Source organism: Novosphingobium sp. 9U (assembly GCF_902506425.1).
Taxonomy (GTDB): Bacteria; Pseudomonadota; Alphaproteobacteria; order Sphingomonadales; family Sphingomonadaceae; genus Novosphingobium.
Map to the genome: position 1 here is coordinate 1,871,369 of NZ_LR732469.1, position 20,760 is coordinate 1,892,128.

The 20,760-nt window shown below is 68.1% G+C and carries 18 protein-coding genes; 3 read left to right on the plus strand and 15 right to left on the minus strand.

The annotated features are described in order from the left end of the window. Positions 1–11: 11 nt before the first annotated feature. The 7 genes from GV044_RS08740 to hisS all read right to left on the minus strand — a co-directional run bounded on the left by GV044_RS08740 (position 12) and on the right by hisS (position 8,460). Entirely contained in the window at positions 12–863 is an 852-nt protein-coding gene (locus tag GV044_RS08740) for a sulfurtransferase (RefSeq protein ID WP_159868246.1), read from the minus strand. 24 nt (positions 864–887) lie between these two features. Then, positions 888–2,132 carry a methionine adenosyltransferase gene (metK, locus tag GV044_RS08745; protein WP_159868249.1) on the minus strand — a complete coding sequence of 415 codons (1,245 nt, stop codon included), beginning with the start codon at positions 2,130–2,132 and terminating at the stop codon, positions 888–890. A 38-nt stretch (positions 2,133–2,170) separates the two neighbouring features. Further along, entirely contained in the window at positions 2,171–3,838 is a 1,668-nt protein-coding gene (lnt, locus tag GV044_RS08750; protein ID WP_159868252.1) for an apolipoprotein N-acyltransferase, read from the minus strand. Between the two features lie 67 nt (positions 3,839–3,905). After that, on the minus strand, positions 3,906–4,970 hold the full coding sequence (locus GV044_RS08755) for a DUF4167 domain-containing protein (protein ID WP_159868255.1): 1,065 nt from the start codon (positions 4,968–4,970) through the stop codon (positions 3,906–3,908). A 252-nt stretch (positions 4,971–5,222) separates the two neighbouring features. After that, a complete protein-coding gene (prmC, locus tag GV044_RS08760; RefSeq protein WP_159868258.1) occupies positions 5,223–6,092 on the minus strand; it encodes a peptide chain release factor N(5)-glutamine methyltransferase in 870 nt (289 codons plus the stop codon). After that, complete coding sequence (gene prfA / locus GV044_RS08765; protein ID WP_159868261.1) at positions 6,085–7,158, minus strand: peptide chain release factor 1; 1,074 nt, start codon at positions 7,156–7,158, stop codon at positions 6,085–6,087. The genes prmC and prfA overlap by 8 nt, the downstream gene beginning before the upstream one ends. 27 nt (positions 7,159–7,185) lie before the next feature. Then, positions 7,186–8,460: a histidine--tRNA ligase gene (hisS, locus tag GV044_RS08770; RefSeq protein WP_159868264.1), complete on the minus strand. Its 1,275-nt coding sequence runs from the start codon at positions 8,458–8,460 to the stop codon at positions 7,186–7,188. Positions 8,461–8,563: 103 nt separating this feature from the next. Here hisS and GV044_RS08775 point away from each other — a divergent pair, with 103 nt between their 5' ends. Together GV044_RS08775 and ppa are read left to right on the plus strand one after the other, a co-directional pair. Beyond that, positions 8,564–10,501, plus strand: a complete 1,938-nt coding sequence (locus tag GV044_RS08775) for a M61 family metallopeptidase (RefSeq protein WP_201299038.1) — start codon at positions 8,564–8,566, stop codon at positions 10,499–10,501. Between the two features lie 221 nt (positions 10,502–10,722). Next, positions 10,723–11,280 (plus strand): inorganic diphosphatase, encoded by a 558-nt coding sequence (gene ppa / locus GV044_RS08780; protein ID WP_159868270.1) that lies wholly within the window; start codon positions 10,723–10,725, stop codon positions 11,278–11,280. A 98-nt stretch (positions 11,281–11,378) separates the two neighbouring features. On the opposite strand, the gene GV044_RS08785 is transcribed toward ppa, so the two are convergent. From GV044_RS08785 to GV044_RS08795, 3 genes are all read right to left on the minus strand, one after another. After that, a complete protein-coding gene (locus GV044_RS08785; RefSeq protein ID WP_159868273.1) occupies positions 11,379–12,128 on the minus strand; it encodes an SDR family NAD(P)-dependent oxidoreductase in 750 nt (249 codons plus the stop codon). Positions 12,129–12,253: 125 nt separating this feature from the next. After that, positions 12,254–13,465: an amidohydrolase family protein gene (locus GV044_RS08790; protein ID WP_159868276.1), complete on the minus strand. Its 1,212-nt coding sequence runs from the start codon at positions 13,463–13,465 to the stop codon at positions 12,254–12,256. Positions 13,466–13,596: 131 nt separating this feature from the next. Next, positions 13,597–14,655: an AraC family transcriptional regulator gene (locus GV044_RS08795; protein ID WP_159868279.1), complete on the minus strand. Its 1,059-nt coding sequence runs from the start codon at positions 14,653–14,655 to the stop codon at positions 13,597–13,599. Between the two features lie 33 nt (positions 14,656–14,688). Between GV044_RS08795 and GV044_RS08800 the strand changes: the two genes are divergently transcribed. Next, on the plus strand, positions 14,689–15,819 hold the full coding sequence (locus GV044_RS08800) for a hypothetical protein (protein WP_159868282.1): 1,131 nt from the start codon (positions 14,689–14,691) through the stop codon (positions 15,817–15,819). A gap of 66 nt (positions 15,820–15,885) precedes the next feature. On the opposite strand, the gene GV044_RS08805 is transcribed toward GV044_RS08800, so the two are convergent. The 5 genes from GV044_RS08805 to GV044_RS08825 form a co-directional block, all read right to left on the minus strand. Next, a complete protein-coding gene (locus GV044_RS08805; protein WP_159868285.1) occupies positions 15,886–16,365 on the minus strand; it encodes a GNAT family N-acetyltransferase in 480 nt (159 codons plus the stop codon). Then, complete coding sequence (locus GV044_RS08810) at positions 16,362–17,285, minus strand: RDD family protein (protein WP_236554820.1); 924 nt, start codon at positions 17,283–17,285, stop codon at positions 16,362–16,364. Before GV044_RS08810 ends, GV044_RS08805 begins: the two co-directional genes overlap by 4 nt. Further along, on the minus strand, positions 17,285–18,331 hold the full coding sequence (locus GV044_RS08815) for a stage II sporulation protein M (RefSeq protein WP_159868288.1): 1,047 nt from the start codon (positions 18,329–18,331) through the stop codon (positions 17,285–17,287). The genes GV044_RS08810 and GV044_RS08815 overlap by 1 nt, the downstream gene beginning before the upstream one ends. Beyond that, the gene (locus GV044_RS08820) at positions 18,331–19,644 is read right to left on the minus strand and encodes a DUF58 domain-containing protein (protein WP_159868291.1); all 1,314 of its coding nucleotides are present in this window, start codon (positions 19,642–19,644) and stop codon (positions 18,331–18,333) included. Before GV044_RS08820 ends, GV044_RS08815 begins: the two co-directional genes overlap by 1 nt. Positions 19,645–19,801: 157 nt before the next feature. Continuing rightward, a complete protein-coding gene (locus GV044_RS08825) occupies positions 19,802–20,758 on the minus strand; it encodes a MoxR family ATPase (RefSeq protein WP_201299083.1) in 957 nt (318 codons plus the stop codon). Between the last annotated feature and the right edge of the window lie 2 nt (positions 20,759–20,760).

Sequence of the window (20,760 nt, forward strand, 5' to 3'; positions counted from 1 at the left end):
CCGGGACAACGTCAGCGCTCTACCGGCCGCAACGGATCGCTCGTCCACTCGCTCCATGAGCCGGGATAGAGCCGTCCGCCCTTCAGGCCGGCAATCTCCATTGCCAGCAGATTGTGGCACGCCGTGACGCCCGAACCGCATTGCAGCACCGCGTTGCCAGGCGCCTTGCCGCCCAGCGCGGTCGCGAACGCCTGGGCCAGATCCGCTGCGGGCTTCAGCCTTCCGCCTTCATCGAAGTTGTCGCGGTAGAAGCGATTGCTTGCACCCGGAATGTGGCCGGAGACGGTGTCGAGCGGATGCGGCGCGCCCGCAAAGCGCTGGGCGTCGCGCGCGTCGATCACCTGCAATTCACCCGCGGCTATGTTCGCCAAGACCTCACGCGCGGTGACGGGCTGGCCGACCAGGGGTTCGCCCAGCGTGAAGTCACCCTCTCGGACGGGGCCCGGCTCACCGGATTCGAACGGCAGCGCCGCCTCGGCCCAGGCCTGCCGCCCGCCGTCGAGCACCGCCACTGGCGGATGGCCGAGCCAGCGCAGCATCCACCACAGCCGCGCGGCGTAGATCCCGCCGTTGCCGTCATAAGCCACGACCTGCTGCCCTGCCTTAAGGCCCAGAGCTCGCATCGTCGCGGCGAACGCAGTGCGCGCAGGCAGCGGGTGGCGGCCGTTGTCACCGGTCACCTCGCCCGAGAGATCGAGCTCCAGATCAACGTAGCGCGCGCCTGGCAGGTGCGCCTCCAGGTAGACCGCGCGGCCGCGGTCGGGGTCGCCGAGATCGAACTCGCAATCGAGCACGAGCACGTCCGCCCCGTCGGCCAGCAATTCGCGCAAGTCCTGGACCTGGGCGATCGTCTCGTAGGTCATGCGATCACCCTTCGCGACGCGGCGTTACTCCGCCGGCTGGAGCTTGTCGGCCTGAGCGGCCACGGCGGTGGTCAGCGCCTCGCTCAGGTCGGTGCGCTCCCACGGGAACAGCTCACCCTCGGGTTTGCGACCGAAGTGGCCGTAGGCGGCGGTGGGGCGGTAGATCGGCTTGTTGAGGCTCAGACCCACGCGGATTCCGCGCGGGGTCAGGCCGCCGAGCTTGTCGGCCGCAACCTGGACGATGGCCGCTTCGAGAACCTCGTCAGGCACGGTGCCGGTGCCGTGGGTGTCGACATAGAGCGAGAGCGGCTTCGACACACCGATCGCGTACGACACCTGGATCGTGCAACGCGTCGCCAGGCCGGCGGCGACCACGTTCTTGGCAAGGTATCGTGTGACGTAGGCGGCCGAGCGATCGACCTTGGTCGGGTCCTTGCCCGAGAACGCGCCGCCGCCATGGGGCGAGGCGCCGCCGTATGTGTCGACGATGATCTTGCGGCCGGTCAGGCCCGCGTCACCGTCGGGCCCGCCAATCACGAAGCTGCCGGTGGGGTTGATGTGGTAGACGGTGTCCTCGCTCAAGAGCTCAGCCGGAAGCACGTCGGCCACGACCTGCTTCACATAGGCCTTGAGCTCGGCCTCCTGCGCGCCCTCGTCGTAGCCTTCCTTGTGCTGGGTCGAGACGACGATAGCCGTCGCAGCGGCAGGGCGGCCATCGACGAAGCGCAGGGTAACCTGGCTCTTGGCGTCGGGCTCCAGGAAAGGCGCCGCGCCCGAGTGGCGGTCGGCCGCCATGCGGTGGAGGATCTTGTGACTGTAATCGAGCGTCGCCGGCATCAGGTCGGGCGTCTCGTCGCACGCAAAGCCGAACATGATACCCTGGTCGCCCGCGCCCTCATCCTTGTTGCCGCTGGCGTCGACGCCCTGCGCGATGTGGGCGGACTGGCCGTGCAGGTTGTTCGAGAACTCGAACGTCTGCCAGTGGAAGCCGTCCTGCTCGTAGCCGATCTCGCGCACGACGCCGCGCACGGTGTCCTCGATCTCCTGGAGCGCGCCTTGTGCCCACTCGCCGTTCTCGTAGACGCCCTTGCAGCGGATCTCTCCGGCCAGCACCACCTTCTGCGTGGTGGTCAGCGTCTCGCAGGCGATGCGCGCCTCGGGGTCCTTGCTCAGGAACAGGTCTACGATGGCATCGGAAATCTGGTCCGCGACCTTGTCGGGATGACCCTCGGCAACGCTTTCGGAGGTGAAGACATAATCGCTACGCATCGGTCACCATTGATATAAAGAAATCTTTATGGGCCGGATTAGGCCCTTCGACGCCAGCGTGCAACCACCGATAGGACGAGCAGCAACACGGCCAGCCCCAGCGGCAAGGCATTGCCGAAGCGGGCGAAGAGGGTCGGCTCATGCGCCGGCGGGATACGGCCATCGAGCCGGGCGGCGACGTGCATCGGCGCGAACTGGCGCACGATACCGTCGGCGTCGATCACGGCGCTGATCCCGGTGGTGGTGGAGCGAAGCACCGGCAGGCCCTCCTCGATCGCGCGCAGGCGTGCCTGCGCCAGATGCTGCGGCGGCCCCCAGCTGCCGAACCAGCCATCGTTCGAGGGATTGAAGATGTAGTCCGGTCGCTCGCTGCGATCGACAACCTGGCCGGAGAACACGATCTCGTAGCAGATCTGGATGCCAGCCTTGCCGAGCACGCCGAAGTCGGACGTACGCGGCCCCGGGCCGGGCCAGAAGTCCAGCGCGCCGGGCACCAGGCGGGTGGCGCCGAGCGGCTCGAGCAGCCAGCGCAGCGCCAGGTACTCGCCATAAGGGACGAGGTGGGCCTTGGAATAGCCAGCGAGGATGCTGCCGCGCCCGTCGATGGCGGTGACCGAGTTGCGCGCCGCGAGCACGTCGTCGTTCTTCATCACGAGGTCGACCGCGCCGGTCAGCAGCAGGCTGTAGGGCCCGATCACCTGCCCGATCCGCCGGCGCGCCAGCACCGGATCGGCCTCGTAGGTCATCTGGCGGTAGAAGTATTCGGGGTACCCGTCGCGCAGGTAATCGGCGAGGCCAGACTCGGGCCAAAGCACCAGCCGCCGCTCGCCGCGGTCCTTAGGCATCGTCAGACGTGCCATCTTGATGAAGTGCGGCTCGAAATTGCGCGGGTCGTCCAGCGTCTCCTGGCGCAGGTCGGGCTGGACCAGAGTGTAGTGGATCTCGCCATCCTGGCGATCCAGGTAGCCGGCGGGCAGCACCATCAGCAGCGTCAGCGCGAGCGGCAGAACCGCAAGGCCGGCCAGCCAGGCGGCGCGCGCGCGGTCGGGGGCGAGCACGCTGCGGACGGCGCGATGGATCAGTGCTGCCAGGAGCACCAGCACACCCGACAGCCCATAAGTCCCGATCCAGGGCGTCAGCAGCGCCAGGCCTTGACCGGAGAAGGGCCCGAGCAGCGCCACGCCCAGCGGGTTCCAGGCAAAACCGGTGAAGACCCAACCGCGCATCCACTCGGTCACGATCCAGCATCCCGCCAGCGCAAGGCTGAGCGCGGCGCGGCCATGCGGGCGGTGAGCACCAAAGCCACGGACCAGCAGCCACGCGGCGAGCGTCGCCAAGGCCGGGTACAGCGCCAGGTAGAGCGAGAGCAGCACCACGGCGATGCCGCCCAGCCAGGCGGGCATCTCCGCCTGATAGGTGAAGGCGGTGGCGATCCAGTTGTCACCGATGGTGAAGTGCGCAAGGCCGAACAGCCAACCGAGCAGGAACGCGGTCCGACCGCGCGGCGCATGGTCGATCAACTCGATCAGCCAGGCCATGCCGATGAGAGCAAGTGGCCACCAGCCGAGGGGCTGAAAGCCGCAAGCTGCCAGCGATCCGGCGACGAGGGCTGCGACGTGGGGATGCCGCAGGACGGCAATCAGCGGCTTGCGAAGCGCTCTGGGCCCAAGTGCTTGGTGCCCTGATGCTTTTGGTGGAGAATCCATGCGCAGCGGCTTGCCGGTGGAGGAAGCGCGGCGCAAGCGATAGTGCCGCCCCGCGCTTCCCTGAAGGTCAGCTCACCGTTTCAGGCAATGCGCCGGCGGCATCGTCGGCCGGAGGCGCGGCACGACGGGTGCGGCGCTTGGGCTTGGCAGGTGCCTCCTCCGCCGCTGCGTCGACGGGTACGTCGGCACGCGGCTCATCGCGGCGCGCAGAGATCGCTGGGGGCAGCATGGCCGGATCAAGGTTTGCAGGCTCCCCTGAGGCCGCGCCTTCCGGAGCCTCATCGCGGCGCGGCTTGCGAGCGCGAGGCGCGCGGGCCGGCCGAGCTTCGCGCACGAATGGGTTCTCGGTCGGCTCGTAGACGGTGCCTTCAGCTGCGGCCTGCTGCTCAGGCGCAGCGGCAGCGACTTCCGCCTCTACCGATGCGCGCTCCGGGCGCTCCTGACGTTCGGGGCGGTCCTGGCGGTCGGAACGATCCTGACGGTCGCCCCGACGGCCACGCTCCTGACGCTCACCGCGCTCCTGGCGCTCGCCACGCTCCGGGCGATCGCCACGATCGTTGCGATCACCACGGTTCTCGCCGGCAAAGCCCTGGCGGTTGCCGCCTTCGCCATTCGCCTGTGCGTTGCCGTTCTGGCCAGAGTTATGATTGCCGTTCTGGTTGCCGTTCTGCTGGCCCCCAACGTTCTGACCGGCGCCGCCCTGGCTCCCGTTATTCTGACCACCAGCATTCTGCCCGTTGCCGTTCTGATTGCCACCCGCGCCTGCCGGCGCGTAGTTGCCCGCGCGGTCGTAGGGCGAGTTGGGGTCGGCGTAGTAATCGTCCTCGGCATAATCGTCGCCGTATTCGGCAGGACGGTCGCCCGAGCGCGGCTGGCGCTGCTCTTCCTGGCGCACGCGCTGATCGGCGATGACGCGGAAGTAGTGGTCGGCGAACTGGAGGTAGTACTCCTCCGTCACGCGATCGCCGTTCAAGTGCGCATCGTGCGCGAGCTTGCGGTACTTCTCGAGCATCTGCGGCGCGTTGCCGCGAGCCCTGCTGTCGATCCGGTTGAGCTGCTGCCCGCCTTGCTGACGATTGTTGTTCCCCCGGCCGCGCCGGCGGTTGTTGTTGTTATTACGATTGTTATTCAAGGATAGCGTTCCTCAAAACCCCGGATCAGTCGGAACCCCGCCAGGCCAGCTGGTCGAAATCCGCAATGCCGCATGTCGCTCCATCACGGGTCGCTGTCCGACAACCGTGATCCCGACATCTGCTGGGTCGCAACTCCCCCGCCGCGACCGATTGCAAATGCTGGAGTCGAACCGGGCATGGGAAAAATCCACGTCCATAGGCCGGTTCGATCTCTGACGTAGGTGGTGTACCACGAAAATCCAAGCGAAATCTTACGCCCGCAGCGTTAATTCGATGACCCGAGCGCGGCCACCTAGGTCGTGATGAACCTGGGTGGCGAACCCGCTCTCCCCGGCGATCGTGCAGACGGCATGGGTCTGGCTCGCGCCGATCTCGATCAGCGCCGTGCCGCCCGGCGTGAGCAGGTCCGGCAATTGTGGGATGAGCAGTCGATAGTCGTCGAGCCCTTCAGGTCCTGAGAACAGGGCACCGGCCGGCTCGTAACTTCGAACCGAGGGGGCCAGGTCGGCATCCGTCTCGACATAGGGCGGATTGGCGAGGATCAGGTCGAAGCGGCCGAGGCCTTCGGCCCAACCTGCCTGCGACCAATCGGCCGCGATCATCCGCGCGCGCGTGCGCAGACCCAAGCTCTCGGCATTGCCGGATGCGACTGCGAGCGCTGCGGCGCTGCGGTCGATGCCAATGCCCTCCGCTTGGGACAGGTTCGCCAGCACTGCGAGAAGCAGCGCACCCGATCCGGTGCCGCAATCGAGCACGCGATGCGCGTTCGGCTTCGCGGTCAGCGCGCGCTCGACCAGGACTTCGCTGTCCCCGCGAGGGATCAGGACATCGGCTGTGACGCGGAATGGCAGGCCGAAGAATTCCTGCGTTCCGATGATGTAGGCGACGGGTTCATGTGCAGCGCGGCGTTCGACCAATGTGGTGAACTCGGCCGGCGCAGGGTCGTCCATGCGGCGCAGGAGCAGGTCGGAGCGGGTCACGCCTTGCGCATGGGCCATCAGCACCTCGGCATCGAGCCGCGCGGTGTCGCTGGTGGGGACGAGCCCGGCAGCGGCTTCGCGGATGGCCTGGGAGACCCTCACACCCCCAATTCCGTAAGTTTTTGTCGACCCCTCACCCATCCATCGCCGCCAGGCGCTTGGCCTCGTCCTCGGCGATCAGCGCGTCGATCATCTCGGCGAGGCCCGGGCCTTCGAGGATCTCGGGCAGGCGGTGCAAGGTCAGGTTGATGCGGTGGTCGGTAACGCGCCCTTGCGGGAAGTTGTAGGTGCGGATCCGCTCCGAGCGGTCACCAGAGCCGACCATCGCCTTGCGCGCCTCCGCCTCGGCGCCCTGGGCTTCGTCGCGCATCTTCTCGTAGAGGCGGGTGCGCAGGACCTGCATGGCTTTGGCCTTGTTCTTGTGCTGGCTGCGCTCGTCCTGACAGATCACCACTAGGTCGGTCGGCAAGTGGGTGATGCGCACGGCGGAGTCCGTGGTGTTGACGTGCTGGCCGCCGGAGCCGCTGGCGCGATAGATGTCGATCTTGAGGTCCTTGTCGTCGATCTGGACGTCGACTTCGGTCGGCTCAGGCAGAACCGCGACGGTCGCGGCGGAGGTGTGGATGCGCCCGCCGCTTTCGGTCACCGGCACACGCTGGACGCGGTGGACGCCGCTCTCGAATTTCAGCTTGGCGAACACACCGGTGCCCGCGATGTTGGCGACCACTTCTTTGAAGCCGCCGACATCGCTGGCGCTAGCGCTGATCATCTCGACCCGCCAGCCCTGCTCGGCGGCGTAGCGTTCGTACATGCGGTAAAGGTCGGCGGCGAACAGCCCGGCCTCGTCGCCGCCGGTGCCGGCGCGGATCTCAAGCATGGCCGGACGCTGGTCAGCCGCATCGCGCGGCAGCATGGCGAGCGCCAGGCGGCGCTCGGCCTCCGGCAGTTCGGCCTTGAGGCGCTGCGCTTCCTCCTCGGCCAGCGCGCGCATCTCGGGGTCGGGGTCCTGGAGGGTCTGCAGGCTTTCCAACTCACCGCGCATCGCGAGCACTTCGGACGCGACGCGGGCGACAGGCTCCAGCTCGGCGTAGTTGCGGCTGGTGGCGACGAACGCGTCGCCTTCCAGCGTGCCCGAGGCGAGGCGCGCTTCCAGCTCTGCGAGGCGACCGGTGAGCTGCTGCAGGCGATGTTCGGAGATCGTGCTCATCGGCGCGTTCTCGCGAAGCAGACGCGATCACCCATTGCTGCCGATCCGCGAGGGAATGGCATGCAAGGGCACGCGCTCCTGCTCGCCGGTGATTAGGTCCTTCACCATCGCCTCACCGGCCGCGAGTTCCTCGTCGCCGACGATCAGCGCGAAGCGGGCGCCGCTGTCGTTTGCCCGGCTCATGCGCTTCTTCATGTTGCCGCGATATCCCATGTCGACGGCCAGCCCCGAACGGCGCAGCGTCGCCGCCAAGCCCAGGCAGGCAGTGTCCGCCGCCGGCCCGAGTGGGATGATCGCGACATCGGCCTTGGCCTCCGCCACTTCGCCGGCATCGGCGACCAGCATCGCCAGGCGCTCGATCCCCGCAGCCCAACCGACCGCCGGAGTGGCCTGGCCGCCGAGCGCTTCCATCAGACCGTCGTAGCGCCCGCCGCCCAGCACGGTGCCTTGCGCGCCGAGCCGGTCGGTGACGAATTCGAACGCCGTGTGCCGGTAGTAGTCGAGCCCACGCACAAGGGCCGGGGCGCGGGTATGAGCCACCGCCGCGGCCTCGAGCCCTTGTGTCACCGCCGCGAAGAAGTCCTGCGCCTCTGGGGACAGGTAATCGTCGATCCGCGGGGCGGCGTCGGCGAAGGGCCGGTCGCGCGGGTCCTTGGAGTCGAGGATGCGCAGCGGATTGCGCTCCAGCCGGTCCTGAGAGTCCTCCGACAAGTCGGCCGCATGCGCGCGGAAGTACTCGACCAACGCCGCCCGCCAGGCATCTCGGCTCGCCGCATCGCCCAGGGTGTTGAGCTGCAAGGTAACGCCATCGGCGATGCCCAGCTCGCGCAGGAGGTGGTCGGCCATGACCAGCAGCTCGACATCTGCCGCCGGCTCGGGTGCGCCGATCACTTCGGCATCGATCTGGTGGAACTGGCGATAGCGACCCTTCTGCGGCCGCTCGTAGCGGAACAGCGGGCCGTGTGTGGCGAGCTTCAACGGTGCGTGCTGCTGCCATCCGTTGGTGATGAAGGCGCGGGCGATACCGGCGGTAAACTCAGGGCGCAGCGTCAGCGATTCGCCGCCGCGGTCCTCGAACGAGTACATCTCCTTGGATACGACGTCGGTGGTCTCGCCCAGCGAGCGGCTGAACACGGCCGTCTTCTCGAACACCGGCATTTCGGCACGCCTGAAGCGATAGAGCCGGCGAATACGCTCGAAGGTCTCGACCACTTTGGCGAAGGCCTCGGCCTGGGCGCCGAAGATGTCCTGGGTGCCGCGGATGGCCTGAGGGGTAGCAACGGTGGGAGTGGCAATGCTCATGCGCGGGCGCTTAGCGGACGCGCGCAGCGAAGCAAAGCGGCGGAGCATGTCCCGTCAGTTTGGGACTTGCGATCTTCAGCGGTGTGGGCAAGGTTTTCCTGGCATGACAATACGATCTGCGGTCGCACCGCTCGCCATCCTCCTTTCCCTCGCGATGCCCGCAGCCGCGCAGCAAGCCGGCAGCAACAGCGCGCCCGAGGCGCTCGCCCTGCCGCCGGAGCTGCCAGCGCCGCGCGATGTTGCTTATCCGGGCACGATCGCGCTCAACATCGATGCCACCGATACCCGGCGCGGCATCTATGCGGTAACGCAGACGATCCCCGTCGCTGCCGGCACCCGCGACCTGACGCTGCTGGAGCCGCTGTGGATCCCGGGCGGCCATAGTCCACGCAACAGCCTGGCGCTGTTCGCGCAGATCCGCTTCGAGGCGGACGGCAAGCCGATCGCCTGGCAGCGCGACGACGTGCAGGTGAACGCCTTCCACCTCGCGCTGCCTGAGGGCATCAAGACGGTCACCGCCCGCTTCGTCCACACCTCGCCGCTGCAGACAGCCGAGGGTCGGATCACCATGACGCAGGAGATGCTGAACCTGCAGTGGGAGAAGATGAGCCTCTATCCCGCCGGCTACTACGCCCGGCAGATCCAGGTCGTGCCGACCGTCAAGGTGCCGGCCGGCTGGAGCGTGTTCACCGCGCTTGATGGCATGACGCGCCAGGGCGACACGGTGCGCTGGAGCAAGGTCGATTACGCCACTCTGGTCGATTCGCCGATCTTCGCAGGGCTTCACGCCAAGAGCTGGGACCTGGGGCAGAACGTGAAGCTTGACGCGGTCGCCGACGATGCGCGCGATCTGGCGATCAAGCCCGAGCACCTGGAAACCTACCGCAAGCTCGTCACCGAGGCGACGGCGCTGTTCGGGGCCCGGCACTTCGACCACTATGACCTGATGCTGGCGCTGACCGACCGCATGGGCGGCATTGGCCTGGAACACCACCGCTCCAGCGAGAACCAGATGGAGCCCAATACCTGGGTCGACTGGAAGGAGATGGACTGGGATCGCAACGTCATGCCCCACGAGCTGGTGCACAGCTGGAACGGCAAGTACCGCCGCCCGGCCGATCTCTGGACGCCCGAATACCAGTACCCGATGCGCGGCAACCTGCTGTGGGTCTACGAGGGACAGACGCAGTTCTGGGGCTTGGTATTGGCGGCGCGCTCGGGCGTGCAGAGCAAGGACGTGGTGCTGGGCGCACTGGCGGCGCAGGCGGGGCGCTACTCCGAGGGGCTCCCGGGCCGTAGCTGGCGCTCGGTCGAGGATACGACCTACGATCCGATCATCAACGGCCGCAAGGCGCTGCCGCACGATTCGCTCACCCGCGGCGAGGACTACTACAACGAAGGCGCACTGGTCTGGCTGGAGACCGACCAGGTGATCCGCCAAGGCACCCGCGGCGCCAAGGGCATGGACGATTTCGCCCGGGCCTTCTTCGGCATGCGCGATGGCGACTGGGGTGAGCTGACATACACCTTCGACGATGTCGTGAGCACCTTGAACAGCGTCTACGCCCACGACTGGGCCAGCTTCCTGCGCGACCGGCTCTACAAGCCCAACGCGCCCGCCCCGCTCGCAGGGATCGAGAAGGCAGGCTACAAGCTGGTGTGGAAGGACAAGCCCAATGCCTACACCGAAGGCGCGTCCAAGGACCGCAAGACGCTGGACCTGACTTATTCGCTCGGCCTCGCCATCAACAACGAAGGCGAAGTCACCTCGGCGGTGTGGGACGGCCCGGCTTTCAACGCCGGCGTGGTCAAGGGCGCCAAGATCGTCGCGGTGAACGGCACCGCCTATACGCCCGAGGTGATCAAGGACGCGGTCACCGCAGGAAAGGGCAGCAACAAGGCGATTGAGCTGCTGGTCAAGCGGGGCGAGCAGTTCCAGACGGTGCCGGTCACCTGGAACGGCGGCCTGCGCTATCCCTGGCTGGAGCGGGTCGGCGGGAAGGAAACCGGGCTGGACAAGCTACTCGCGCCGAAGGGCTGAAAGCGAAGCAGCGGGCGTGCGTCTTGCCATCCTGAAGCCCGTTCATGTCGAGCGAACGTGGGCAACATGCGCGTAAGGTTGGTGCACGATGCCCTTCACACCCCCGCGCAAGCTTACCGAATAGCAAGCATCAATTCACGTTGCGGCGCAGCATTGTCGCCGCTAAGCCGCCCGCACCCAAGTCAACCGCGGCATCTGCGCTGCAGGAGAGAAGGACGGCCATGCGTATCGACATGATTCCCGTTGGAGACAATCCACCTGAAAGTCTGAACGTGATCATCGAGGTGCCGGTCGGTGGCGAGCCGGTTAAGTACGAGTTCGACAAGGCATCGGGCGCACTGTTCGTGGATCGCATCCTGCACACGCCGATGCGCTACCCCGCCAACTATGGCTTCGTGCCGCACACCCTCTCGCCCGACGGCGACCCGCTCGACGCGCTGGTGATCGCGCGCTCGCCCTTCGTGCCCGGCTCGGTCGTCGCCGCGCGGCCGATCGCGGTGCTGAACCTTGAAGACGAAGCCGGCGGCGACGAGAAGCTGGTCTGCGTGCCCGCCGACAGCGTGTTCCCGTATTACTCCAACGTGTCCGAGAAGGACGACCTGCCCGGCATCGTCATGGAGCAGATCGAGCACTTCTTCACCCACTACAAGGACCTGGAAAAGAAGAAGTGGGTCCGCGTCGGCGTCTGGGGTGGCCGCGCCGAGGCGCACCGCATCACGCTGGAGGCGATCGAGCGGTACAAGGAGGCTGGTCCGGCCGGCGATCCGAAGCAGACCTGATCTTCGGGTTGGTGCAACAAAAAGGCCGGCGGGGAAACCTCGCCGGCCTTTTTGTTGCGATACGCGCCTCCTCTCCCCAGCGGAGAGAGGATGACGCGTCAGCTTACCACGCGCCCACCATTGACGCCGATCGTCTGGCCGGTGACGTACTGGCTGCGCTCGTCGCACAGCCATGCGCAGGCGTTGGCGATGTCGTCGGGCTCGCCCATGCGGCGCACCGGGATCGTCTGCAGCAGCACTTCGGTGGGGATCTGGAACCGGTCGCGGTTTTCTTCGGACATGATCGTGCCCATCACCGAGCCGGGCGGGATGTTGTTCACGGTCACGCCGTAGGGCCCGAACTCCTGCGCCATCGAGCGGGTCATCGTGATCACCGCGCCCTTGGACGAGGAGTAGCACACCATGTTGATCGCGCCTGTCTGCCCGCTCGAGGACGAAATGTTGACCACGCGGCCCCAGTTCGCCGCCTTCATGTCGGGCAGGACCAGCTGGGTCATGATCATCGGCCCGCGCACGTTGATGGCGTAGACGAAGTCCCAGCGGTCGTCGGTCAGGTCCTCGAACTTGGTGAAGTCGGTGACGCCGGCGTTGTTGACGATGATGGTGATGGGCCCCAGCGCGTCGCGGCACTTCTCGACCGCAGCGCTGGCAGAGGCGCGGTTGGAGACATCGGCGCCCAGCGCGATGGCGGTGCCGCCGGCATCCTTGATCGCCTGGACGGTGTTGGCACAGCGCGCTTCGTCGAGGTCGAGCACGCCGACTGCGACGCCTTCCTTGGCCAGTCGCTTGGCGCAAGCGGCGCCGATGCCGGCAGCTGCGCCGGTGACGATGGCGACTTTGTAGCTCATGTTCAGATTCCTCCCGGAAGTTGTTCGCGCAGCGTGGCTAGGGCGAAAACGTCCCGCGGTGAACCCTCAATTTGAACGCCTGTTCAGCGGATCGTCGGGACGGAACAGCCAGCCTGCGAGCTTGCTCAAATCTCGATCTTGTAGAGCTTCGCCGCATTCCGGCTGAGCACCTTGTCGCGCTCCTCGAAGGTCAAGTTGCCCAGGCGTCCTTCCAGGTTCTCGATTGGGTAGAGCCCGGTGGGATGCGGGAAGTCGGTTTCGAACAGGCAATTGTCAATGCCCACGCGGCGCAGCACGTCGTCCAGCCCCTCCTGCTCGAACCAGAAGCAGGCGTAGAAGTTGCGCTTGAAGTACTCGGACGGTTTCATCGCGAAGCTCTTGGGCGCGGCGATCTCGGCCAGCTGGTAGTCGATCGCCTCCATCATGAAGGGCACCCAGCCCACTCCGCTCTCCACCGAGACGAACTTGATGCGGGGAAAGCGATCGAGCAGCCCCGAGTAGATGATATTCGCGACCACCCGGCCGTTGTTGAAGAACAGCATCGCGCCGCCCAGCCCTGAGCGCAGGTCTCGCGTCAGCGAGGGCCAGCCCTGCTGTCCGATCCAGTCCATTGACTGCTCGGAGGCGCCGATGTGGAAGTTGACCGGCATTTCCAGGCTCTCGCACGCCGCCCATAGCGGGTCCCAGTGCTGGCTGGCGAGGTCCGGGATGAGGTTACCGTCGTCGTCCTTGTGATAATGCGGGTCGGAGTTGATGTTGATCCCACGCAGGCCCATGGCCCGGCAGCGCTCGGTTTCCTTGATAGCTTTGCTCACGTCCCACCAGGGCAGCAGCGCCATCGGGAAGAAGCGGCCGTTCGACGCCTCCTGCATCTCGGCCACGGCGTCGTTGTAGAGCTCGACACAGACCTGGCGCAGCTCGGGATCGACCTTGGCCGTCGCCTGGCCGCCGAAGCCCAGGATGTTGGGGTAGACGATCTGGGCATGGATGCCGGTCTCGTCCATCACCTGCAGCCGCTCGGTCAGGCTGGAGGAGCCGGCGTGGACGTCGTGCATCTCCAGGCCGAGGAACTCGTCGAGGTTGCGCACTTTGGTCCCGTCCTTGCGGATAGAGCTGTTGGGATGCGCCTTGAAGCCGATCACCTTATCGCCGTCGATCACCCAGCTTTGCGCGCCGTTGTGCATCTTCACTTGCGGAACGCGGTCCTTCCACTTGGCCGGAGCGCGGCTGGTCCACAGGTCCCAGGGCTCGGTCAGGTGGGTGTCGGCATCGATGACCTTGATGGTCTGCCCTCGTTCACTTTGGGCTTGCGGCTTGTCGAGGGCGGCGGTGGCCATGGCGTCTCTCCCTTATGTCTCTGGCAGGAGTGGTCGCGCAGAGCGGGATTGGCGGCAAGTTCTGCGCCTCCAGCGGCCCTGCTCGATCGTCCGCTTATCTCCCCCGGACGGAAGGTACCCTTCGCGCGCTTCTATCCGCGCGGTTGGCGCAGCAGGATGGCATGCCGGCGCTCGCCCGCAGCGGCGGACTTGCTCGCTGGATCCTGCGGCACGGGGCGATCCACGAGAGGGGCCGCCCGCCCCAACAGTGGCTTGAACCGCGGCGCCTCCGCCGGCTGTGCTTGGCGTTCGCGCGCGATCTCGCGGTGGCGGCTGGGAGTGACCCCGAAATGGCGGGTAAAGCGCCGGCTGAACGCCGCCTCCGAGCCATAGCCGGCAAGCTCGGCGATCTCGGCCAGCTTGAGCTTGCCTTGCGCGAGCAGTGCGGCCGCTGCGTCCATGCGGCGCGCGGTCACCACCTCCATCGGGGCCTGGCCGAGCCGTTGGGTGAACTGCGCCGCGAAGTTGGAGCGCCCCATGCCGACGGCCCGCGCCAGCGACTCGACTGTCCAGGGATGCGAAGGATCGCCGGCGATGAGCTGCAACGCCTCGCCGATCGGATCATCCAGTTCGGGCGAGAGCCAGGCGCGTGCCCCCGGAGCGCTGCGCAGCGCGGCCACCACCAGCGTATCGGCCAGGCGCGTCAGCAGCGCCGTGGCGCCGGCGCCGATCGCCGCACGCGCCAGGGCATCGCGCGGGACCACGCCCTCCGCGCCGAGGCGCAACACCGGTGCCAGGGTCGCCGGCGAAGCCTCCGCCGGCCAGGCCGCGGACAGTCGGCCGCTGAGCACACGAGCGGATATCGCGCTGCCCTGGCCCAGCACGAAGGCGGGCGGCACGTCGGCCTCGCACGGGGTGCGCAGGAACTCCAACGGCTCGGCAGACGCGCCGGCGGTGGTGCGCAATGCATGCGCCTCACCCGAGAGGATGGCGACGGCATCTCCCGCGCCCAGTTCCAGCTGCATTCCGCTGACACCCGCAAGGCGGACGGTGCCATGGATGACGGCGTGGACGTGCACCGACCCGGCCGCCGCGGGGATCGCGAGGCCGGCGGGTGCGGCAAGGTCGGCATAGCACCACGTCCGGCCCGCCAGGCGCAGCCCCGCCAGCAGCTCGGAAAGCGAGCGGTCGGATGGCCGATGGCCTGGCATGCGTCTCCCACCTTCGGTTTCGCCGCCGAGCTTATGCCATTGCCGCGCCCGGTCAATCGCGCCAACAAGCGTGGCGAGGGAGGAAATCGGGCAATGCCGACGCTGGAGATCACGATCGACGTCAGCGATGCCGCGCGCCTGGGCGTCGCCGCGCACATCGCGGCCACCGTGACCCTGCCCGAGCACGCGCCCGTTGATCACCCCATAGTGTGCTTCGCACGGCCGAGCAGCAGCTACACGCGCGCCTACTATACGCACGACCTGCCCGGTGCCGGTGCTGGCGCCCAGGCTGCGTTCCACGCCGCCCGCGGCTGGATCTTCGTCGCGCTCGATACACTGGGCTGCGACCGCTCGCCCGAGGCCGAGGCGCTTGATCGCGAGCGGCTCGACTTCGCGACGCTGGCCGCCGCCGCCCATGCCGCCGAGCAAGACATCCTCGCCCGGCTGGCGAACGGCGTGCTGCTGGCCGGTTATCCGCCGGTGATCCAGCCGACGGTGCTGGGCCTGGGCCTGGCTCTCGGCGGAGCGCTGGCGATCTACCAGCAGGCGCGGCACCGCAGCTATCATCGGCTGGGCGTGCTGGGCTTCAGCGCCGTGCACACCCATCCGCTGGCGCCGCCGGGCGGAGAGCTGGTGACCGTGGGCTGGTACCCGCGCGACGCGGGGCTGGAGACTGGATGGGGCGAGGGCGCCGAGCCGCTCAACGCCGAGGCGCTGGCCGCGGCGGAGCGGAGCGGACGGGGCGGTGCGGCCTGGGCGGCGCTGGCCTGGGGCTTCCACTATGACGACGTGCCGCGCGAGGTGGTCGAGCGCGACTTGCGCCACTACGACGCGATTGCGGGCGGCACCGCCGAGCATGGCGACGATGGGCCCTGGTACGCCCGCCGCACGCCCGAGCGCGCCGCCCGCTCCACGCTGACGCCCGGCGTGGTCGCGACCGAGGCTGCGGCGATCACGGTGCCGGTGCTGGCCGCGATGGGCGAGCGCGATCTCGTGCCCGATCCGGCTGGTGAGGCGCGCGCCTACCGCTCGGCCAGCAGCATGGACTTGTTCGTCTGCCCGCGCATGGGCCACGTCCACAACATGGCCGGCACGCGCGCATTGCTGTGGGAGCGGCTGGACTTGTTCGGGCAGTGGTGTGCGGCGGTGCGCGCTGCAAGTTGAGCCGAGAGGTCAGGGTTCCTGCCTCTCCCTTCAAGGGGAGAGGGCGACTGGCGGCTGGTGTGCGCCTTACAACTCGCGCGTCATGCACATGCTGAAGTCGTCGGACACATAGTCCCCGAACGGCGCGCATTCGACGAAGCCGTTCGCCCGGTAGAGCGCCTGCGCGGGGTGGAACGGCGCAGGCCGGCCGGTCTCCAGGCTCACCCGTGTGTAGCCCCGCGCCCGCGCCTCGGCGAGCAGGCGGTCGAGGATCGCCTTGCCTACGCCCCGGCCGCGATACTCCGGCGCGGCGCGCATCGATTTCAGCTCACCATGCTCCTCGCCCAAGTGCTTGATCGCGCCGCAGCCCGCGAGCGTTTCGCGCTCTCCCTCCCTGGCCCAGGCCGAGAAGAACGCGAGATCGGGCTGGCGCAGCCGCTCGGCTGGCATGGCGTGGACGCTTTGGGGCGGACTCCACTGGTGCATGTCGTCGAGGTGCAGCTGGAGCAGTGCCAGGATCTCAGGGCCCGTGAGGTCGTCGGGCACGATCCGCAGGTCGGCGATCATGGTGGGTCCCCCGCATGCTTGTCGGCCTTGCGCCGGCCCATTCGCATGCCCGCTTCCAGCCGGGCGCGCAACTGGGCGTAGTAGGCCTCCAGGAACGCACGCGATTCGGGCACCCAGGGATCGCGGCCGATCTTGGCGGCGATGGTCGCTTGCACCGATTCGATCGCCGCCTCGCGGTCCTCGCGCAGGATGCGCTCGAGCGTCTGCAGCTCGTATTCGCCGTAGACCGCCAGCTCGGCCTCGGTGAACCGGTAGGCGGACGCCTCAGCCGCGGGCCTGGCCGGCACGCTCATCGTCGGCTCCAGCTTGCGGCGCGGCGCTTCGACCACCCAGGTTCCCGCGATCACGTCCCCGGCCCGCAGCCGGTCGCGGTTGAAGCAGGGGAACAGCAGGAACATCGCGAACCAGGCGGTGGCGGCGAGCCACGCCGGCGGGCTGTCCACCCCGGCAGAGGCGATGAAGGCAACTGGCAGGAACAGCTCGATATCGCGCAGTAGGTTGCGCGCGATCACCATCTCTGCCGTGAGGCGGCCGCCGTCGCGCGCGGCGATGCGGATGCCATTCACCCGCTTTCCAGGCGTCGCACCGCGCGGACCCAGCTCGAACCACAGGAACCAGGCGTAGCGCGCGAGGAAAGCGGTGATCATCCAGACCACAATCAGGAACTGCAATGCGGCAGGCGCCTCGCCACCGCTGCCGAAGCGCCCGATCAACTGTGCGACACCGCCTGCGAGCGAGATCAGCGCGATCGTCACCGCCACGAACACGGCGCCCAGGAACACAAAGTCGAGCATCAGCGCCCCGGCGCGGGCGCCGCGGCTCGCGACAGTCAGCGGCAGCGCGACGCCTTCGGGGGTGACCAGCACACGGTCGCGCACGCTGCGCCGGTACCGCGTCGGCATGGCGGCGGTGCGCGCCATCAGCGGCGCGCTCCAGCGTGGGCGTGTGGCCGCTCGGGCGCAAAGGCGAAGAAGTAGGCGCACCAGAGTGCCAGCATGAACCCGCCGATGGCGAGCCGGCCCGGTGTATTGTCGACCAGCTGGCGGGCAAAGCCCTCCAGGATCGCGGCCACCACCAGCATGATCACCACGCCGGCCATGACTTGCGCGGCGCGCCGCCCGGCTTCAGAGGCGGCGGCAAGCACGCTGCGGTTGCCGGGAAAGGCCATGGCCCGGCCGATGTGGAGCCCCGCTCCGCCCGACAGCAGGATTGCGGACAGCTCGGTGGTGCCGTGGACGCCGATCCAGGCGGCGAAGTCCATAGTGAGGCCTGCGCCGTGGTAGAGCCAAAGCATGGCGCCGAGGATCGCGGTGTTCTGCACCAAAAGCAGCAGCGTCGGCACCCCGAACGCAAAGCCGAGCGCGAAAGCCAGGATGGAGACGCCGGCGTTGTTGCTGAACAAGTAGGCGGCGAACGCACCCAGCCCGTCCTGCTCGCCATGGCCGAACAGCGTGGCGCGCAGGGCCTCGCGGCTGGCACCTGGCACACGGGTGTCGGCGAACTGGCCCGGCACCAGCGCCTGGTACCACTCCGGATCGTGCGCCACGAGCAGCCAGCCCACCAGCACGCCCGCGCACATCACCGCAAAAGCAAGCGCGAGATCGAGGCCCAGCCCGCGCACGGAGCGGCTCCAACCGCTACCCAGGAAGGTGCGCAGCCAGTCGATCAACGACGAGCGCGGGCCGTAGACCACGAACCACGCGCGCTGCACCAGCGACTCGAGATAACCCAGCGTAGCCGCATCGAGCGAGATCGCGCGCGCGATCGAAAGGCTTGAGGCAACGGTGCGGTAGAGCTGCGGCAGCGCCAGCAAGTCCTCGTCGCTGATGCGGCGCAGGCGGCCGCGCTCCATGGCGGTGACGATCGCGTCGAGGCGCTGCCAGTCTGCCTCGCGCTCGATGCGGAAGCGGTCGGAGCGCAGGAGGGCGCCCATCAAGGTAGAGGGGGTGAGGGGCGACGAATCCATCACCCGATCACCCCCTTGCGCTTGATCGCGAAGTAGGCGTCGAGCAGCCGCGTGCCGATCTTGTCCCAGGGCGCTTCGATCACATCCACCCCCAGCTGCCGCAAGCGCTGCAGCACCAGCGCACGCTGGCGCTGCAGGCCATCGGCCGAGACCGCCATCGCCACGCTCGAAAGGTCCGCCGGGGCGGCGACCGCCAGATCCTCCAGCTCGCTGTCGGCCAGAGTCACGAACAGCACCACGTGGCGCGCGACCAGCCGCGAGACGCTTTCGACCATCAGCTCCGCCCCGGTGGGATCGGTGAAGTCGGAGAACACCACCACCAGCGAGCGCCGCGTCAGCCGCGCCGAAAGCGTCGCCATGGCCAGGGTGAAGTTGGGCTCCTCTGGGCGGTAGTCGAGCGCGGCGGCGGCGCGTTGCAGGCGGTGGAACTGACCCGAGCCGGAGATGAACGGACTCATCGCCTCGGGTCTTGCCGCAAAGCCGTAAAGCGCCACTCGGTCGCCGCCCTTCAGCGCGACATAGGCAGTGGTGAGCGCGGCGCTGGTGGCGCGGTCGATGCGGGCCATGCCGGCGACGGGTTCGCACATCGCCTGGCCGCAATCGAAGGCGAACACGATCTGGTTGTTGCGCTCGGTCTCCATCTCCTTGGCGTAGAGGTGACGGTGGCGGGCCGAGGCCTTCCAGTCGATGCGGCGGCGATCCATGCCGGGCTGGTACTCGGCCAGCGCCTCGAACTGGGTGCCCTCGCCGCGGATGCGCCGGGCAATGAGGCCGAACTGCGCGTCGCGCAGAAACGTCTGCAGCGCGGGGCTGCGCACGTCGGACAGGTTGGGCCAGATGCGCACCTCCTCGCCCAGCACCCGCGCGTGCTGGCGGGCACCGAGGCCGAGCGGGCCGGTCCAGCGCAGCCAGGCGGCGGTGACGCGCGCCGTGCCGCGTCGCGAGGGGGTGAAGGGGGCGCGGCCGGCCATGACGGCTTGGCCGCCGAGTGGCGCCGAGGCGCGGCCTGCCTCGACAAGGCGCGGATCGCAGGCAAGCGCAGCCTCCGCCCCGCTGCGGCGGCCGCTGCGAAACTGCGCGTGGAAGGCGAAATGGTGCTCGGCGCCGACTTCGGCATCGCCAGGCACGCTGACGGTAAAGCTCTCCAGCGGCCCGGCGAGCAGGCCGTCGACGATGGCGAGAAGTAGGACGAGCAGCGCCAGAGCCACCACCGCCAGCCATGCCCCCGGAGCGATCGCAGCGACCAGCACCGCTACGGGCGCCAAGCCAGCGAGCACGGCGACCGTGCGTGCGGTAGGAACGAGCGGGGACACTAAGGGCTTTCCTCCGGCATCAAGCTACCACCCGCCCATCCCGTTCGTGTCGAGCGAAGTCGAGACACGCAAGCGCTACAGCCACGTGTCTCGACTTCGCTCGACACGAACGGAGAGGGTTGCAGAATGGGGCGCCGGATGGTGTTCATGCTCTGGCTCAGCGCGGCGCCTCGGTTGCGGCGACGAGCGATGCGACGAGATCCTCGACTTGCCGACCCTCGATCTCGGCCGAAGGGCTGAGCGCCAGGCGGTGACGCAAGGTAGCCGCAGCCAGCGCCTTCACATCGTCAGGCAGCACGTAGTCGCGCCCCTCCAATGCCGCCCGCGCCCGCGCTGCACCGGCCAGCAGCACTGCAGCGCGCGGCGACGCGCCGAGCGCCAAGTCATTGCTCTCACGCGTCGCGCGGACCAGGCGCACCACATAGTCCGCCACTGGCTCGGCGAGGGTGACTTGCGCCAGTGCCTCGGTCGCTGCGGTAAGCTGTTCTGACGTCACGACCGCCACGATCCCCAGTTCGGCCGGATCGGGCAAGCCCCGGTTCTCGGCATAGCGGGTGACGATCGCGCGCTCCTCCTCGTGGCTGGGATAGGGCACCGAAAGCTTGAACAGGAAGCGGTCGAGCTGCGCCTCGGGCAGCGGGTAGACGCCCTGGCTCTCGATCGGGTTCTGCGTCGCCACCACCGTGAAGTGCGGCGGCAGCTGGTGCCGTGTGCCGTCCAGCGTCACCTGCCGCTCCTGCATCGCTTCCAGCAGCGCGGCCTGCGTTTTGGGCGGGGTACGATTGATCTCGTCCGCCAGCAGCAGCTCGCGGAAGATCGGCCCGCGCGTCAGCGTGAAGGTGCTGGTCTGGAAGTTGAACAGGTTGGAGCCCAGGATGTCGCCCGGCATCAGGTCCGGCGTGAACTGGATGCGGCCGTAGTCGAGCCCGAGGCTGGCCGCGAAGCTTTGCGACAGGAAGGTCTTGGCGGTGCCGGGCGGGCCTTCGAGCAGCACGTGCCCGCGCGCCATCAGCGCGATCAGGAGGTGGTCGACGATCTCGGCCTGGCCGACCACCGCCTTGGCAATCTCGCCGCGGATGGCGGTGGCCAGGTCGGCGACCTCGGAGAGAGGCATGG